Genomic DNA, 17,171 nt, shown 5'->3' with positions numbered 1-17,171 from the left:
CGGTGCTGATCATGAAGAAAAAACTCTGTGCATTCCTGGCTGCAATATCACTAGTCCTGCTAGTTGTTCCGAGCATAAATCTGTACCACGCGCTCGCTACACAAAACAGCGAAAAATGGTGGAAGCGCAAAGTGCTATACAACATGGACTTCATCCTCCCGACGCTCAGCAAGATCGTCTACCCAATGGGATTCTCGATTGATCCTGAACGAACGATCATAGGCAAAGACGGATGGTTGTATTTGGGCGACGCTTACACAGACTCAATAACAGCTAAACGTACCGGATTCACCCTCAATGATATAAACACCCTGGAAAAGATAGCCAAGTCCGCAGCATCCTGGAATAGCTGGCTCAAGAGTCATGGTGTACAAGCATTCCACATTATTCTGGGACCGGACAAAGACTCCATTTACCCGGAATATTTACCGCTATGGTCAAGGCATGCGCCTCAATCCTTGACGGATGCCTTACTCAATCGTGTACAAGCCGATATTTACGTAAATCCTGCCACTCGACTCAAGCAAGAGAAAAACAGCCATGCAGGCTCGCTTTACTACAAGACAGATACGCACTGGAACAATCTCGGCGCCTGGCTAGCCTTTGATGAGTTCTCAAAACAGCTGGCAACCACACACCCCGAACTTGAGTGGCTTCGGCCTCCCGAAGGAAAACTCTCAAGCATCGTGCAGCGCCAGGGCGGTGACCTGGCAGGTTTTCTACGAATTCAAAGCGCTCTGGCGGATCATGAGGTCATATTGGACCTCCCTGAATACGCCATCCCTATCGAACACTATGATTTCGAATCAGGCATTCTAGCCTTTGCAGGACAGAACGATCCTGTGGCGGCCCCAATGGCGCCCCTTCTGGTGAAATCGAAACAGGCACTGAATACTAAAAAAGTGTTGTGGCTACGCGACTCATTCGGCACGGCCATGGCACCCTTCATGGCCGCCACCTTCAGCGACACTCTTCAGGTGCATTACCGGGCCCTGAAGCCGGGGGCGCTCGCAGAGTTGGTTGAACGCTACCGACCCGACTACGTGTTTATCACGGCCGTCGAGCGAGACTCCCGTGGTGCATTCTTCCAGACGCTGGCCCCGGGCGATGATTAAAACAGGTGGTAATGCACCGGCTATCGAGAGCGGCACAGACCGGATTTTTTCCCCCGCTCACCGGTTCATTCGTGACAACGCCGCCTCGGTCCAATAGATTAGGCGGCCTGAAAAGGCCAAGCGCTTTCTCGCCTCAACTCAAGTTAAAAGAAGTAGTGAAATTTCAATGTCCGATTCCAACACCGCTGAATCCGTAGTCACCTTGTCGTCCAAAGCGGAATACGAAAACTCCATCAATCTTTCACAGCACGTGCCCCAGGCCAAGACCATCAGCGAGATGGTCCTGGACGCTTTCCAGTCCACCCGGGAAAGCGATCAGATCCGCGAGTTGCGCGTCGCGATTCGCCAGGCGCACGACAGCTTCGACGACGATAAAGCCTATGAACTGATGGGCGAACTCAAGCAACTCAAGGATGCCGAAGCCTCTGACATTGCCGCCCTGGAAGACCTGAGCAGCAAATTCCCGATCAGCCGCATTCTGTCCAGCTTCAAGGACGACCCGGCATTTCAGGAAATCGTCTACGGCCTGGCGTTGAAGGTGCTGAACCAGACGCATCAAGCCATCAGCAACCCGAGCAGTGGCAAGAGCAAGACGGCTCGCGCGAAGAAAGAAGTCGAAGTGTTCACCATCAGCAAGGATGGCGTGAACGTCACCCTGCCGCTGCGCACGCCTCGCTCGCGCATGAACGTTGACCGTGAAGCCCTGGAATTCCTCGGTTTCACCTTTGTCGGCGAAGGTGAAGAAGCGGAGCTGGAAAGCGAAACCTTCCTGGACAATGCCGGGACGGAACAAGCGGTCAACCGCAAGAACATCATCACTGCGCTGCAGCAGCAAACTGCGTTTGACGGTTACAGCATCACCGCGCAGTAACATGACTTAGCGGTACTGCAAAACCAAAAGCCCCGTTCTGAGATTCAGCGCGGGGCTTTTTGTTGTCGGGCATAAAACGTTACGGCGACGAAGGACGTAACGCCACGATCATGTCCATCTCGACTGCCGCATTCTTCGGTAGTTGATAAACGCCGATTGTCGTTCGCGTATGTTTCCCGGCATCACCCAATACATGCTTGAATACATCGGAGGCACCATTGGCCACTTCGCTCAGGTCAGCAAAGTCGGCCGTGGACTTTACATACACCGTGATACGTAACAGCGTCTTGATTTTATCCAGCGAACCAATGGTGTCGACAATCAACGCCAGGCCACGCATCGCACTGATGCTGGCGGCGACTTGAGCATCCGCCAAGGTCAGTTCAAGGCCTACCCTGCCCGGATACTGGACCTTGCCGTGCTTACGCGGCACCAGACCACTGACATACAGTTCATTGTCGTGCCGTACCAGCGGCTCGAAATGCCAACCGATGGTGCTCTCGCCATAGATGTCGTAATCAAGTTCTTCTGCCAAGGCGATGAAGCGTTCATCGCAAGTCATGTGGCCCGTCATTTCCCCCTACCCCACCTCTGTAACGATCCATTAACAACCCTGATTTTTGACAGATTAGCCCAAGGTAGCCTTTCGCCACGACCTTGAATGAAAAAGCCCCGCGCTTCTTTCGAAGGCGAGGCTATTTAATACGTGATTACTACGACACCTAAGGTTCCAGCGCCACGATCATATCCACTTCTACCGGGGCATTTTTCGGCAACTGATACACACCGACAGTGGTGCGGGTATGTTTACCGGCATCGCCCAGCACATGGGTAAAGACATCCGACGCACCGTTGGCCACTTCACTGAGATCAACGAAATCAAAGGTGGATTTGACATGCACGGTGATACGAATCAGCGATTTGATTTTATCCAGCGAACCTACGGCATCCATGATCAGCGCCAGGGCGCGAATGGCACTGATGCTGGCGGCGGCTTGGGCATCCGCCAGGTTGAGTTCCAGACCCACCCGGCCGGGGTACTGGATTTTGCCGTTCATGCGCGGCACCAGGCCGCTGACGTACAGTTCATTCCCATGCCAGACCAGCAGGGAGTAATGCCCGCCGGCGGTGTTCTCGTCGTAGATGTCGAAGCCGTGCTCCTTGGCCAGCTCGATAAAGCGTTCGTCACGGGTGGTTGGCTTGTTCATTGACAGCACCTTCTAGATCAATCATGCGAAACACGCCTTCGAGGGTAGGCACAGACGCTTGCCTTGAGCAGAGCAAGTTCGTATAGAATCCAGCGAACTTTACTGCCAGGGAGACCAGTAAAATGCAGGCTCAACGCGCGGTCATCGCCGCCATCGAGTTCCAGCCAGGCGTGCCGCTGGTGCAACAGATCGTCGAGCAACTGTCGATCGCCATCAGCCAGGGTGGGCTGCCCCACGGTGCCAAACTGCCGCCGATTCGCGAACTCGCCGAGCTGTTGAATGTGGGCAAGTCCACGGTGGTCGATGCTCTCGACCACTTGCGGGCCAAGGGTCTGGTGGTGTCGCGCCAAGGTTCGGGGCATTACGTGCATCGTTCCAGCACCACGATCCCGGTTGAGCCCGGCCCGGACTTCCAACCGCAGGACACCCTCAGCATCGTCCGTCGTGCCGTACTGCTGGATAACGGCGCCCTGCGCCCCGGCTGCGGATTCCTGCCCTCCTCCTGGCTGCCCGCCGAAGAGCTGCTCAAAGCCGTGCGCGGCACCCTGCGCGCCACCGCTCTGCGCATGGGCGAATATGGCGTCACGGGCGGTTACCTGCCATTGCGTCAGGCGTTGCGGGTCAAACTGTCGACGTTCGGCATCGACGTGCCGGTCGAGCAGATCATCACCACCGCCAACACCATGCAGGCCGTTGACCTGCTGATGCGTCTGCTGATCAAGCCTGGCGACACGGTGCTGCTCGACGATCCGTGCTACTTCAACATGCACACCAACCTCGCGCTGCATGGCGCCAAGGTCATCACCGTTCCGCGTACCTGCGAAGGCCTGGACCTGGAGGCCTTCGAGCAAGCGCTGATCGCGCACAAACCCGTGCTGTACCTGACCAACAGCACACTGCATAACCCGACCGGGCACTCGTTCTCCCCGGCCCAGGTGTATCGTCTGATGGAGCTGAGCCACCGCTACGGCTTCCACATCGTCGAAGACGATTTATATGGCGACCTGCAGCAACGCCGCACACCGCGTCTGGCGGCAAGCGGTGTGGACAACGTGAGTTACGTGTCCGGGTTCTCCAAGACCCTGACGGCCAACAGCCGGGTCAGCTATGCCGTGCTGTCGCCGCAACTGGCGGCACGCCTGATCACTCTGAAAATGGCCTGCGGCGGCGTCACCTCGGAATTCGCCGAGCAGATTACCTGCACGATGCTCAGCAATGGCAGCTACGCCAAACATACGCGGCGCACCGTGGATCGGTTGTATGAGTCGAGTAGCCGCGTGGCGCGCTGGTTGGTGGAGGCCGGTTGTTCCGTGTCCTCCCTACCCGGTGAAGGACTGTTTATCTGGACGCGATTACCGGAGGGCTTACATGCCGAAACCCTGGCGCGTAAAGGTCTGGAAAACGACCTCGTGCTGGCGCCTGGAACCCTGCTCAGCAAATCCCCTGAGGCGAGCCAGTTCATGCGATTCAACGTGGCGCACAGCGATAACGCCCAAGTTCGCGAGCGGTTTTTGCGGTTGCTTGATCGCTAGGTTTTCCTGATACACCGTGGCGCGGCCTTCGCGAGCAGGCTCGCTGCCACAGGGGATCAGCGCCGGGCATGAAATGGGTGGCAACGCCGATCCAATGTGGGAGTGAGCCTGCTCGCGAAAGGGCCGACTCGGTCCATTAAAAAACCCCAATAAAAAACCCCGCTCTTCTTTCGAAGGCGGGGCTTCTATTATTTCGCCATTCAACTCAAACGGCGCCCAGCCGCTCAACCATGTCAGGAAATTTTTCCACCAGTCTGATCAACAAGGCAGCCTGAGCATTGGGCTTCGACTTTTCCTGTTCCCAGTTCCTCAAGGTACTGGGGCTGGTTCTGATCCTTTTGGCAAAAACGGCTTGGGACATATGTAGCTTTTCCCGCAGCGCGACAATTTCTTGCGCACCGACCTCGGGAGCAGGCTTATCCTCCACCGTAGTGTTGCGCAGCGTAATCTTGCCTTCGCGTTGAGCCGCCATCTCATCAACGCCCTGCATTAACTCTGCAAACAGGTCGCGCTTTTTCATCAGGTACCTCGTACTTTCAACTCTGTATCTATGGCTTTTTTGAGCGCCTTCTCTTGATCGGCACTCAAATTTTCAAGCTCATCTTTGTCATAAATTGCAAACATCCAGAACTGGCCATCATTCATAAGCCAATAATAGAAATACTGTTCGGATGGGAAACTATAGGCAACTTGCTTATAGATTGGCAAGCGAGCATTCACTCTCCAGACGAACCGTCCGTGAGACTTTCTTGACCGGCCTTCGCGAGCAGGCTCGCTCCCACAGGGGGTCAGCGTCGGGCATGAAACTGGTGGCAACGCCGATCCGATGTGGGAGTGAGCCTGCTCGCGAAAGGGCCAACTCGGTCTACTAAAAGAAACCCAATAAAAAACCCCGCTCTTCTTTCGAAGGCGGGGTTTTTCAATTCAGCAGCTAAACCTCAAGGCGCGTAAGTCAGCAACAGCTCACTCGGCACTTTGAAGTCCAGCGACATCATCACGCTCAACGCGGTAATGGTGAAGATCGAGAACACGAACAGCTTGCGTGCCCAGACCGTGTCATCCACTGCCTTGTAGCCGGTCCAGGCCATGTACAACCAGTACATGCCCATGGCCGCGGCGACGGCGAGGTAGCTCATGCCGGCGTAGCCGCTGAAGGTCAGCATCAGGGTCGCGACCAGGAATGCCAGGATGTAGAGCAGGATGTGCTTCTTGGCGACCTGGATCCCGCGCTTCACTGGCAACACCGGAATCGATGCGGCCAGGTAATCGTTGAAGCGGAAGATCGCGATGGCGTAGGAATGCGGCATCTGCCACAGGCTGAACATCACCAGCAGGGTCAGCGCGGCCATGTCGAAGCTGTTGGTCACGGCGACGTAACCAATTACCGGAGGCATGGCGCCCGACAGACTGCCCACCAGCGTGCCGTGAACCGACTTGCGCTTGAGGTACAGGCTGTAGAAGCCGACGTAGATGACGAAACCGATCACCGCAAACAGCGCAGCCAGTGGATTCGCCACCTTGTACAACAGTGCAACGCCAGCGATACCGAGGACGGTCGCGTAGACCAGGGCCAGTTTCAGGGAGATCAAGCCCTGGACCAGCACCCGGTTCTTGGTGCGTTCCATCTTCAGGTCGATGTCGCGGTCGATGCAGTTGTTGAACACGCAACCGGAAGCCACCACCAGGGACGTGCCGATCATGGCGGCCAGGAAGATGGCCAGATCGACATGCCCTTTCGAGGCCAGGAAAAATCCGCCTGCCACAGAAAGCACGTTACCGAAAATGATCCCCGGTTTGGTGATTTGGATAAAGTGCTTAAAGGACATCCGGACTTTCCTCAGTGCGCCATCATGACGGTGTGGATGCTGAACATGATCCACAGCGACAAGCCAACCAACAGGACGATCACCATCGCAGCGAACACAAACGCAATCACGTTGTTACGCTGGGCGGCGGAGCGGTCCAGGTGGAGGAAGTACACCAGGTGAACGAGCACCTGGATCACTGCGAAGGCCAGTACGATCCACAGCGTCCAGACTTTCGGCAGCGATGGGTACATCACCAGGCCGAATGGAATGATCGTCAGGATCACCGACAGGATGAAGCCGATGGCGTAGGACTTTACGCTGCCGTGACCGGCGTCGTGGCTGTCGTGGGAATGAGCGTTAGCCATTACAGAGTCCCCATCAGGTAAACAACGGTGAATACGCAGATCCAGACCACGTCCAGGAAGTGCCAGAACAGGCTCAGGCAGCTCAGGCGGGTCTTGTTGGTCGACGTCAGGCCATGTTTGTTGACCTGATACATCATGATCGCCATCCAGATCAGACCGCTGGTCACGTGCAGACCGTGGGTGCCGACCAGGGTGAAGAACCCGGACAGGAAGCCGCTGCGGCTAGGGCCGAAGCCTTCGGAGATCAGCTTGTGGAACTCGTTGATCTCCATGCCGATGAAGCCCAGGCCGAACAGGAAAGTGATGGCCAACCAGCCCAACACTGCTTTCTTGTTGCCCTTGAACAACGCCAGCATGGCGAAGCCGTAGGTGATCGAGCTGAGCAACAGGCAGGCGGTTTCGCCCAGCACGTATGGCAGCTCGAAGATGTCGTGGCCCGACGGGCCACCCGCTACGTTGTTAACCAGTACCGCGTACACCGCGAAGATCGACGCAAACAAAATGCAGTCGGTCATCAGGTAGAGCCAGAAACCGAATACGGTCATCTCGCCCGAGTCGTGGTGATGGTCATCGTGCCCATGTTCATCGACATGGGTGTGTCCAGCATTGGTCACTAAGTTCGACATGGTTTAAGCCTGTTCCAACGAGGTTTCAACACGGGTGGCGCCAGCCGGGATTTTCCCTGCCGCTACCAGACGCTTGTGCTGCTCGGCTTCGATGCGCTCGATCACGTCGACCGGCACCATATAGCCCTGGTCATCACGGGCAGCATGGATAACGAAGTAGATCACGGTACCGGCGAGGCCGAAGATGGCCATCCACCAGATGTGCCAGATCATCGCGAAACCGAACACGGTCAACAGAGCACCCATGACCAGACCGGTCGCGGTGTTGTTTGGCATGTGGATCGGCTCGTACTTGGCCGGAGTCTGGTACGCAGTACCGTTTTCCTTGGCTTCAGTGAACGGGTCGATGCCTGGCGCTTTCGGCAGTACCGCGAAGTTGTAGAACGGCGGTGGCGACGAGGTCGACCATTCCAGGGTATGGGCATTCCACGGATCGCCGTGCTCGCACATGTTCTCTGGCTTCTTGCGGTCACGCACACTGACGTACAGCTGGATCAACTGGCAGGCAATACCGACGGCGATCATGACCGCGCCGAACATTGCAACGTGCAGGTAAGGCACCCACTCAGGGTTGGTAGTGGCGTTCAGACGACGGGTCATGCCCATGAAGCCCAGTGCATAGAGCGGCATGAACGCGACGAAGAAGCCCGAGATCCAGAACCAGAACGCTGCCTTGCCCCAACCTTCGTGCAGCTTGAAGCCGAACGCTTTAGGGAAGAAGAAAGCGAAACCGGCGATGTAGCCAAATACTGCGCCGCCGATGATCACGTTGTGGAAGTGAGCGATCACGAACAGGCTGTTGTGCAGTACGAAGTCAGCACCCGGGATGGCCAGCAGTACGCCGGTCATGCCGCCGATGGCGAAGGTCACCATGAAGCCCAGGGTCCAGAGAACCTGGCTGGTGAACTGCAGACGACCGCGATAGATGGTGAACAGCCAGTTGAATAGCTTCACCCCCGTCGGAATCGAGATCAGCATCGTCGCCAGCCCGAAGAAGGCGTTGACGCTGGCACCCGAACCCATGGTGAAGAAGTGGTGCAGCCAGACCATGAAGCCCAGGATCGAGATCGCGCCCGAGGCGTAGATCATCGAGTGGTGGCCGAACAGACGCTTGCCGGAGAAGGTCGAGATGACTTCAGAGAAGACCCCGAACGCCGGCAGAATCAGGATGTAAACCTCGGGGTGACCCCAGGCCCAGAACAAGTTGACGTACATCATTGGATTGCCACCAAGTTCATTGGTGAAAATGTGGAAATCCATGTAACGGTCGAGGGTCAGCAGTGCCAGGGTAGCGGTCAGGATCGGGAACGAAGCCACGATCAGGACGTTGGCCCAGGTGCAGGTCCAGGTGAAGATCGGCATGTCCATCATTTTCATGCCTGGAGTACGCATCTTCAGCACGGTCGCCAGGAAGTTAACCCCGGTTAGCGTTGTCCCCAGACCCGATAGCTGCAGGGCCCAGATGTAGTAGTCCACACCAACGCCCGGGCTGTAGCCCAGTTCCGACAGCGGTGGATACGCAACCCAACCGGTACGGGCGAATTCGCCGACACCCAAGGACACGTTTACCAGCACAACGCCGGACACCAGCAGCCAGAAGCTCAGGGAGTTCAGGAACGGGTAGGCAACGTCACGGGCTCCGATCTGCAGCGGCACTGCAAGGTTCATCAGGCCGGTGAAGAATGGCATCGCCATGAAGATGATCATGATCACACCGTGGGCGGTGAAGATCTGGTCATAGTGTTCAGGAGGCAGGTAGCCAGGCGAACCCTCGGTGGCCAGGGCCAGCTGGGAACGCATCATGATGGCGTCGGCAAAGCCGCGCAGCAGCATGACCATGGCGACGATGATGTACATCACGCCGATTTTCTTGTGGTCGACCGACGTCAGCCACTCGGTCCACAGGTAGGTCCACTTCTTGAAATAGGTGATCAGCCCGAATACCGCCAGACCACCGAGCGCGATCATGGCGATGGTAATCATCACGATCGGTTCGTGGAACGGGACCGCTTCCCAACTTAATTTACCAAACATCGTTTACTCCTCTGCCCCGGCAGCTGAATGCGAACTCATGTCCATCCCTTCCATGGCGGCCATTTCGTGCTCTTTTTTCTCGTGATGCATTGGCGCGCCCGGTTTCATGCCTTCGTACTTGTCGACGATGATCTGGAACAGGTTTGGCGTGAACGAGGAATAGAGCTCGACTGGGTTGTTCTGGCTTGGTTTGGAAAGGGCTTCGTATTCAGCTTTTTCCAGCTGTTTAGGTGCCTTCTTGACATCACTGACCCAGGCATCGAAATCCGCCTGGGAAGTGGCGATAGCTTTGAACTTCATGCCGGTGAATCCCGCGCCGCTGTAGTTGGCGGAGATACCGTCGAATTCAGCGTTCTGGTTGGCAATCAGGTGCAGCTTGGTTTCCATGCCCGCCATCGCGTAGATCTGGCCACCCAGGCCCGGGATGAAGAACGAGTTCATCACGGTGTCGGAGGTGATTTTGAAATTGATTGGCGTGTTGGCCGGGAACACCAGTTTGTTAACGGTGGCGATGCCTTGTTCCGGGTAGATGAACAGCCACTTCCAGTCCATCGAGACCACTTCAACGGTGATCGGCTTGACGTCGGATTCCAGCGGCTTGTACGGGTCCAGTGCGTGGGTCGAAATGTAGGTCACATAACCCAGGGCAATGATGATCAGGACCGGAACAGCCCACACCGCGATTTCGATCTTGGTGGAGTGCGACCACTTGGGCGCGTACACCGCGTCCGGGTTGGTAGCGCGATATTTCCAGGCGAACAGGAACGTCATGACGATGACCGGCACAACGACCAACAGCATCAGCAGCGTTGCGGTGATGATCAGGTTTCGCTCATCCAGGCCGACCTGGCCCTTGGGGTCGAGCAAGGTCATGTTGCAGCCTGACAGCAGCAACGTGCCGAGCAGCGGCAATAAGCCTAGTAGTCTGGGGTACCTGTTTTTACTCATCTCACGACCTCTAAAGCAGCTTGCGCAATGCAGTTGGGTTTTGATCGCCAACACTTCACCCTGCCAAGGGTTGGCATTTTTCTTGGATTGAATAAGGGCTGCCCGTCGCGCGTCAGACGCTGTTCGACAAATCCTGGGCTAGCGGTGAGTTCTTATTCGAATTCGTGGTCAAAGGCCTTGTTACAGACCAATTCCATTTGGTGCGGATAGTCGGAAAGGCACCGACACCTGGGAGTCGCATAAAGCCGTTAAGCCTCTCGACACCCTATTTTGCTCAGACGAGAGCAGCGCCGGGAATTCAGTGCGGGCGATTGTAGATACGTCGCCGCCCATAAACCATGTCTCATCCCGAAATAATTTTTATCCGATCCAGCAACAATCATTAACGGATTTTGCAAAAGTTCGGCATGGTATCGAAATTAATTCTCAACAAAAACACCAAAATTTGTGGGGCTAAGACCCGCAGTTCAGACAGCCTTCATGGCACCCTGCCTTCTGCCACCCCCTTCAAAGCCCCGATAAGCAAGGGGTCTGGCGATTCGCCGAGGCCTGTTAAAACTGCCTGATACACCATGAAGATGAACAAATGGGCAGCGGCTCAAACGAGGTCATTTCGTTGCTTAGCTATGCACCAATTCAGCTCTTTGAAATGCCCTGCGACACTCTGGCTGTGACAACATGTCGCACACGTTGCGCACCCTTGGCTGTCGCACATCACGGTCTGTTTACCTGAGCTCTGAAATGCAAAACGCCCCGGCCCTCTATAAGGAGGACCGGGGCGTTTTTGTTACGTACGGCGGGTTAGCGCAGCGCCTTGCGGTTACGCGAGACCAGCAGCGGCACGAGGATCACCACCAGTACAAACGACGCCAGCGCCCACTGTGCCAACGACAGGCCGAGGATCGGCGGATACGGCGTGTCACAGAAGCCATCGACCTGAAAGCCCAGCGGGAAGATCTTCGCCAGCGGCAGGCCGTCGACAATTGGTTGCAGCACATCAACGCCACAGCTGACCGCCGGATAGAACTGCGTGTAGACGTGATGCCCGGCCACAGCGACGCCACCCAGCGCACAGATCACCACCAGCACCTCGAACACGGTGAGGCTGCGACGGGTGCGCATGGCCGCACCGATGAACGCGAAGATGGCGATCAGCAACAACGCATAACGCTGCAGGATGCACAGCGGGCACGGCGCTTCTTCCAACACCACCTGCATGTACAACGCACCACCGATCAGTGCCAGACAGATGATGCCCAGCAGCACCAGATAACGCCGCTCACGGCCCAACCGCATCGTTTCGTCACTCATCGCGTTTCCCTTCTAAATATCGATTGCCGGAAGTCTACACGCTGGCCCGGGCCTTGGAGAGCCTGGCGCGCGCCGGTAGATGTCGGGGAATAGACGACAGGCCGGTTAAGAAGGGATTAATTTTTGATTTGCAAGAATCGGGACTGTGGTGAAGCCATTCGCGAGCAAGCCCGCTCCCACAGGGTCCGGTATGAACACAAATCCTGTGTTCAACCGAAATCCCATGTGGGAGCGGGCTTGCTCGCGAAGCAGGCGACTCGGTATTTAATCGTTATTCAAGCGCCGAAGCCGGCCCAAAGAACTCATAACGACTCTGTTTCTCCGGCACACCCAGCGCTTTCAAATGCCGCTTGATCGCCGCCATAAAGCCTTTAGGCCCAAGGAAATAAGCATCCAGATCGCGCTGTTGCGGCAACCACGCGCCCAGTTGCTCCTGGCTCAACAACCCGACCTTGTCCGCCGCCGGGCTCACGCCGTCATCTTCGGCATAGCAATAGAAGCGCTTGAGCTGCGGATGCCGCTCGGCCAAACCATCGATCCAGTCACGGAACGCATGGACGCTGCCGTTACGCGCGCAGTGAATAAAGTGCACTGGCCGCTCGGTCGCCAGCGCCGCTTCGAGCATCGCCAGGGTTGGGGTGATGCCGACGCCGCCGCTGATCAGCACTAGCGGTTTGTCGCTGGCGGTCAGGGTGAACTCGCCCGATGGCGGGAACAGCTGGATGCTCGAGCCGACATGCAGTTGATCGTGCAAGTGGTTGGAGGCACGGCCACCGATTTCGCGTTTGACGCTGATGCGGTATTGGCCGTTGTCCGAGAGGGACGACAACGAATAGTTGCGACGGATTTCTTCGCCATCCAGGATCAGTTTCATGCCGATGTACTGACCAGGCTCGGCGGCGAGGATCGGACCTTTGTCGGCAGGTTCGAAGTAGAACGAGGTGATTTCCGCGCTTTCCTCGACCTTGGCCGCGACGATGAACTCCCGCGCCCCGCGCCAGCCGCCCGGTGCCTGTTCTTTCTGGTCGTAGATGCTGGTTTCGGCGCCGATCAGGATGTCAGCCAATTGACCGTAAGCCGCGCCCCACGCTGCAATAACTTGCGGGGTAGCGATTTCTTCGCCCAGCACTTCGGCAATCGCACGCAACAGGCAGGTGCCGACAATCGGGTAGTGCTCCGGCAGAATCTGCAGGGCCACGTGTTTGTTGATGATCTTGGCCACCAGATCGCCCAATTGGTCGAGCTGATCGATGTGCCGTGCATACATCAATACACCGTTGGCCAAGGCGCGGGGTTGGTCACCGCTGGCCTGGTGGGCCTGGTTGAACAGCGGGCGGACTTCCGGGTATTCGGAGAGCATCATGCGATAGAAGTGGGTGATCAGCGCTTCGCCACCGCTTTCCAGCAACGGCACGGTGGATTTGACGATGGCACGGTCTTGAACGCTAAGCATTAGGGCGACTCCTGAGCTTCGATTTGAATGCCTTAGGCTTATCAGTTTCCATGCCAACAATTAAAAGCTTAAAAATCAAATACTTGAATTCAACGTAGTCATATCGACACAGGCTGCTTTATAGTCACACCGACTACACGGAGTCACTATGACTGCAAAATCCCTGCTCACCGCCCTGCTCCCTCTGGTCTCGGACCTGTCCCGCGAACTGCCCGAAGGCGAGCGCTATCGGCGCCTGCTTGAAGCCATGCGCGCCCTGCTGCCCTGCGACGCCGCCGCCTTGCTGCGCCTCGATGGCGAATGGCTGGTGCCGCTGGCGGTGGACGGCCTGAGCACTGACACCCTGGGCCGACGCTTCAAGGTCAGCGAACACCCGCGCTTCGAAGCCTTGCTCAGCAGTCCCGGCCCGACCCGTTTCGCCGCTGACAGCGAGTTGCCCGACCCTTACGACGGTCTGGTTGATGGACTCGACGAGCATCTGGAAGTCCACGACTGCATGGGTTGCCCGCTGTTTATAGATGAGCGCCCGTGGGGACTGTTGACCCTCGATGCGCTGGACCCGGAGCGCTTCGAACCGATCGAACTCGACGCCCTGCAAGCCTTCGCCAGCCTCGCCGCAGCGACCGTCAACGCCGCCGAACGCATCGAACGACTGGCTAATCGCGCCGAAGACGAACACCAGCGCGCCGAGGTTTACCGTCAGGCCAGCGGCCAGCAGAACCGCGAAATGATCGGCCAGAGCAAGTCGCACAAACGCCTGGTGGAAGAAATCAGCCTGGTGGGCGGCAGCGACCTGACTGTGCTGATCACCGGGGAAACCGGGGTCGGCAAGGAACTGGTGGCGCAAGCGATTCACGCCGCTTCGCCCCGGGCCGACAAACCGATCATCAGCCTCAATTGCGCTGCCCTGCCGGACACGCTGGTCGAAAGCGAGCTGTTCGGCCATGTGCGCGGCGCGTTCACCGGGGCAACCAGCGACCGTCGCGGTAAATTCGAACTGGCCAACGGCGGCACGCTGTTTCTCGATGAAGTCGGTGAGCTGTCCCTGACCGTGCAGGCCAAGTTGCTGCGAGTGCTGCAAAGCGGTCAGTTGCAACGCTTGGGCTCGGATAAAGAACATCAAGTGGACGTGCGGCTGATCGCGGCCACCAACCGCGACCTCGCTGAAGAGGTGCGCAGCGGTCGCTATCGCGCTGACTTCTATCATCGGCTGAGCGTGTACCCGCTGCTGGTGCCCGCGCTGCGCGATCGCGGGCGGGATGTGCTGCTGCTCAGCGGTTTCTTCCTGGAACAGAACCGCTCGCGCATGGGCCTCAACAGCTTGCGCCTGAACAGCGATGCTCAAGCAGCGCTGCTGGCTTATCAGTGGCCGGGCAACGTGCGAGAGCTGGAACACTTGATCGGCCGCAGCGCATTGAAGGCGCTGGGCAACTGCAAGGAACGGCCGAAAATCCTCAGTTTGAGTGCGGCAGACCTGGATCTACCCCACGACAGCGTCGAACTCCCTGCCGAGCAACCGACTGTCAGCCCTATGCCTTTAGTCTCGGGTGACTTGCGGGCGGCGACCGAGGATTATCAGCGGCAACTGATCAACGCCTGTCTGGAACGCCACCACAACAATTGGGCGAGCGCGGCCCGTGAGCTAGGCTTGGATCGGGCGAATCTGGGGCGCATGGCCAAGCGATTGGGGATGAAGTGACGGCCCTGTAGCAGCTGCCGAAGGCTGCGTTCGAGGACGAAGTCCTCGCCAACCGGGCAAACGCGGTACATCTCAAGCACCGCATGCTCAGGTTTTTACGACTGCTGCGCAGCCGAACGCAGCCTTCGGCAGCTGCTACAGAGGTCGCACTGGTCGCCAATGCGGGTATTTAGCCTAAAGCCTGCCCCCAACAAGTCGATAACCCGGCATCAGTAGATTTTGGCGACTTTTATTCGCCCATCACCTTTCTCCAAAGAAGGTTTTTATGTCCTCCACCAAAGCCCGCGCAGATTCACTTTCGCTTCTTCTGTTTACCTTGCGCAGCGGCAAGCTGATGGCGATCAACCTGCTGAAAGTCAGTGAAATCATCCCTTGCCCGCCGCTGACCAAGCTGCCGGAGTCGCATCCCCACGTCAAAGGCATCGCCACCCTGCGTGGCACGTCGCTGTCGGTGATCGACCTGAGCCGCGCCATCGGCGAGCGACCGCTGGAAGATCCCAACGGTGGCTGCCTGATCGTCACCGACGTCAGCCGCTCCAAACAGGGCCTGCACGTTCAGGCCGTGAGCAAGATCGTGCACTGCCTGACCACCGACATCCGTCCGCCGCCCTTCGGCTCCGGCGGTGTGCGTTCGTACATCACCGGCGTGACCTCGGTCGATGGTGTGCTGGTGCAAGTGCTGGATATCGAAAAAGTCATCCACGGCATCGCCCCGGCACAGATCGAAATGGCCCCGACCGAGCTGAGCATGGAAGACGCCGAAGTCCTCGGCAATGCGCGAATCCTGGTGGTCGATGACAGCCAGACCGCGCTGCAACAATCGGTGCACACCCTGCGCAACCTCGGCCTGCAATGCCACACCGCGCGCAGTGCCAAGGAAGCCATCGACTGCCTGCTGGACCTGCAAGGCACCGCGCAGCAAATCAACCTGATCGTCTCGGACATCGAAATGTCGGAGATGGACGGCTACGCCTTCACCCGCACCCTGCGCGAAACCCCGGACTTCTCGCACCTTTACGTGCTGCTGCACACCTCGCTGGACAGTGCGATGAACAGCGAAAAGGCACGGCTGGCCGGCGCCAACGGGGTACTGACCAAGTTCTCCTCGCCAGAGCTGACCAAGTGCCTGATCGAAGCCGCCAAGGCCGTCGCCGAGCAGGGCCACTGAGTTTGGCCGAGGACTTCTGCTTTCTGATGCGGCGCAACCTCGCAGAGGCTGTGCCGACCATCGCTTGGCCAACCGGTATCGAACTGTGCCAATACCGCCCCGAACTCGCCGAAGCCGTACACCGGTTGATGGAACTGGGTTATCGCGAGGGCGGCGGTCGCGTGCCGGCGCTGGACGTCTGGCAGCGACGCTTTGAAACCGATCCTGAATACGATCCGAGCCTGTGCTTCATCGCCCTCGACGCCGAAGGGATCGTCGGTGTGTGCCAGTGTTGGACCAGCGCCTACATCAAGAACCTGGTGGTGCATCCCCGCGCCCAAGGCCTCGGACTCGGCCGCGCCTTGCTGCTGAATGCTTTCAAAGCGTTTCAGCAGCGCCGCGAAGGGTTTGTCGATTTGAAAGTGCTGGAACACAACCTTCGGGCGCAGCGATTGTACGAAAGCGCCGGAATGCGGGTGGTACGCCGAGAGCCAGTGCCGGCCTGACAGTGCTTTCGCGAGCAGGCTCGCTCCCACATTGAAATGCATTCCCCTGTAGGAGCGAGGCTTGCCCGCGAAGAGGCCGACACAAACACCCCACAACCATCAGGCATACTCCGACCTTGGCCAACACACCAAGGATGCCCACTTCCATGAAAGCCACCACCCTGCTCTTCCTCAGCCTCACCGCCCTCGCCACCCAAGCCCACGCCTCCAGCCCCGACGCCTGGGCCGCTTACGACAAAGCCGTCCTCACCAGCTGCACCAAGGCCAGCGGCCTGAAGGACGCCAAACCCGTCGGCACCGCCGCACAATTCGACGACCGCGTCGGCTACACCGCCCTGCTGCTGCAAGGCCAATACCCGCAAAAACACATGAAGGGCCAGCAAGGCACCGAGCTGTGCCTCTACAACAAGAAGAGCAAAACCGCCTACGTCACCGAATGGGACTCGATCCGCCCCACCGCCAAAAAGCCGTGAGTGGCGCATAACTTGCTTCGACGCTGGTCTGTGCGGTGGCTTTCTGTCGCCCATTCACGCCCTCACATGCGACCG

Annotated in this window: 17 protein-coding genes and 1 pseudogene; 7 read left to right on the top strand and 11 right to left on the bottom strand. The window is 57.8% G+C overall.

The genetic code is table 11. From position 1 onward, the window contains the following. The first annotated feature begins 11 nt into the window (after positions 1 to 11). Positions 12 to 1,115, top strand: a complete 1,104-nt coding sequence (locus NK667_RS00800) for an alginate O-acetyltransferase AlgX-related protein (RefSeq protein WP_054613574.1) — start codon at positions 12 to 14, stop codon at positions 1,113 to 1,115. A 166-nt stretch (positions 1,116 to 1,281) separates the two neighbouring features. Further along, entirely contained in the window at positions 1,282 to 1,986 is a 705-nt protein-coding gene (locus NK667_RS00795; RefSeq protein ID WP_054045493.1) for a hypothetical protein, read from the top strand. 79 nt (positions 1,987 to 2,065) lie between these two features. On the opposite strand, the gene NK667_RS00790 is transcribed toward NK667_RS00795, so the two are convergent. Continuing rightward, positions 2,066 to 2,560: a RidA family protein gene (locus NK667_RS00790; protein WP_054613573.1), complete on the bottom strand. Its 495-nt coding sequence runs from the start codon at positions 2,558 to 2,560 to the stop codon at positions 2,066 to 2,068. Positions 2,561 to 2,708: 148 nt separating this feature from the next. Then, on the bottom strand, positions 2,709 to 3,194 hold the full coding sequence (locus tag NK667_RS00785) for a RidA family protein (protein WP_054613572.1): 486 nt from the start codon (positions 3,192 to 3,194) through the stop codon (positions 2,709 to 2,711). Positions 3,195 to 3,316: 122 nt separating this feature from the next. On the opposite strand from NK667_RS00785, the gene NK667_RS00780 reads away from it, so the two are divergent. Then, positions 3,317 to 4,726 (top strand): aminotransferase-like domain-containing protein, encoded by a 1,410-nt coding sequence (locus tag NK667_RS00780; RefSeq protein ID WP_054045499.1) that lies wholly within the window; start codon positions 3,317 to 3,319, stop codon positions 4,724 to 4,726. 205 nt (positions 4,727 to 4,931) lie between these two features. On the opposite strand, the gene NK667_RS00775 is transcribed toward NK667_RS00780, so the two are convergent. The 9 genes and pseudogenes from NK667_RS00775 to hmpA all read right to left on the bottom strand — a co-directional run bounded on the left by NK667_RS00775 (position 4,932) and on the right by hmpA (position 13,271). Further along, positions 4,932 to 5,246 (bottom strand): helix-turn-helix domain-containing protein, encoded by a 315-nt coding sequence (locus NK667_RS00775; protein ID WP_054613571.1) that lies wholly within the window; start codon positions 5,244 to 5,246, stop codon positions 4,932 to 4,934. Continuing rightward, positions 5,246 to 5,383 (bottom strand): annotated as a pseudogene (locus tag NK667_RS00770) (toxin); the annotation flags it as partial. The pseudogene NK667_RS00770 and the gene NK667_RS00775, both read right to left, overlap by 1 nt. Positions 5,384 to 5,664: 281 nt before the next feature. Next, the gene (gene cyoE, locus NK667_RS00765) at positions 5,665 to 6,552 is read right to left on the bottom strand and encodes a heme o synthase (RefSeq protein WP_054045503.1); all 888 of its coding nucleotides are present in this window, start codon (positions 6,550 to 6,552) and stop codon (positions 5,665 to 5,667) included. Between the two features lie 11 nt (positions 6,553 to 6,563). Beyond that, positions 6,564 to 6,899 (bottom strand): cytochrome o ubiquinol oxidase subunit IV, encoded by a 336-nt coding sequence (cyoD, locus tag NK667_RS00760; protein ID WP_054045505.1) that lies wholly within the window; start codon positions 6,897 to 6,899, stop codon positions 6,564 to 6,566. Beyond that, on the bottom strand, positions 6,899 to 7,525 hold the full coding sequence (locus NK667_RS00755; protein ID WP_054613570.1) for a cytochrome o ubiquinol oxidase subunit III: 627 nt from the start codon (positions 7,523 to 7,525) through the stop codon (positions 6,899 to 6,901). The genes cyoD and NK667_RS00755 overlap by 1 nt, the downstream gene beginning before the upstream one ends. A 3-nt stretch (positions 7,526 to 7,528) precedes the next feature. Next, positions 7,529 to 9,559: a cytochrome o ubiquinol oxidase subunit I gene (gene cyoB / locus NK667_RS00750; protein WP_054045509.1), complete on the bottom strand. Its 2,031-nt coding sequence runs from the start codon at positions 9,557 to 9,559 to the stop codon at positions 7,529 to 7,531. Between the two features lie 3 nt (positions 9,560 to 9,562). Next, positions 9,563 to 10,507, bottom strand: coding sequence for a ubiquinol oxidase subunit II (cyoA, locus tag NK667_RS00745; RefSeq protein ID WP_054613569.1), 945 nt, complete (start codon positions 10,505 to 10,507; stop codon positions 9,563 to 9,565). An 801-nt stretch (positions 10,508 to 11,308) separates the two neighbouring features. Beyond that, positions 11,309 to 11,818, bottom strand: a complete 510-nt coding sequence (locus NK667_RS00740; protein WP_054045513.1) for a disulfide bond formation protein B — start codon at positions 11,816 to 11,818, stop codon at positions 11,309 to 11,311. A 271-nt stretch (positions 11,819 to 12,089) separates the two neighbouring features. Then, a complete protein-coding gene (gene hmpA / locus NK667_RS00735) occupies positions 12,090 to 13,271 on the bottom strand; it encodes an NO-inducible flavohemoprotein (protein WP_054613568.1) in 1,182 nt (393 codons plus the stop codon). A 148-nt stretch (positions 13,272 to 13,419) separates the two neighbouring features. On the opposite strand from hmpA, the gene norR reads away from it, so the two are divergent. From norR to NK667_RS00715, 4 genes are all read left to right on the top strand, one after another. Then, positions 13,420 to 14,970, top strand: a complete 1,551-nt coding sequence (gene norR, locus NK667_RS00730) for a nitric oxide reductase transcriptional regulator NorR (RefSeq protein WP_054613567.1) — start codon at positions 13,420 to 13,422, stop codon at positions 14,968 to 14,970. 265 nt (positions 14,971 to 15,235) lie between these two features. After that, complete coding sequence (locus NK667_RS00725; RefSeq protein WP_054045519.1) at positions 15,236 to 16,138, top strand: chemotaxis protein CheV; 903 nt, start codon at positions 15,236 to 15,238, stop codon at positions 16,136 to 16,138. A 26-nt stretch (positions 16,139 to 16,164) separates the two neighbouring features. Beyond that, positions 16,165 to 16,623: a GNAT family N-acetyltransferase gene (locus tag NK667_RS00720; protein ID WP_054045783.1), complete on the top strand. Its 459-nt coding sequence runs from the start codon at positions 16,165 to 16,167 to the stop codon at positions 16,621 to 16,623. Between the two features lie 146 nt (positions 16,624 to 16,769). Next, positions 16,770 to 17,096, top strand: coding sequence for a hypothetical protein (locus tag NK667_RS00715; RefSeq protein WP_054613566.1), 327 nt, complete (start codon positions 16,770 to 16,772; stop codon positions 17,094 to 17,096). Positions 17,097 to 17,171 lie beyond the last annotated feature (75 nt).

Source organism: Pseudomonas nunensis, assembly GCF_024296925.1.
In the GTDB taxonomy this organism is placed as follows: Bacteria; Pseudomonadota; Gammaproteobacteria; order Pseudomonadales; family Pseudomonadaceae; genus Aquipseudomonas; species Aquipseudomonas nunensis.
This window is presented reverse-complemented; position numbering and strand designations above follow the sequence as displayed.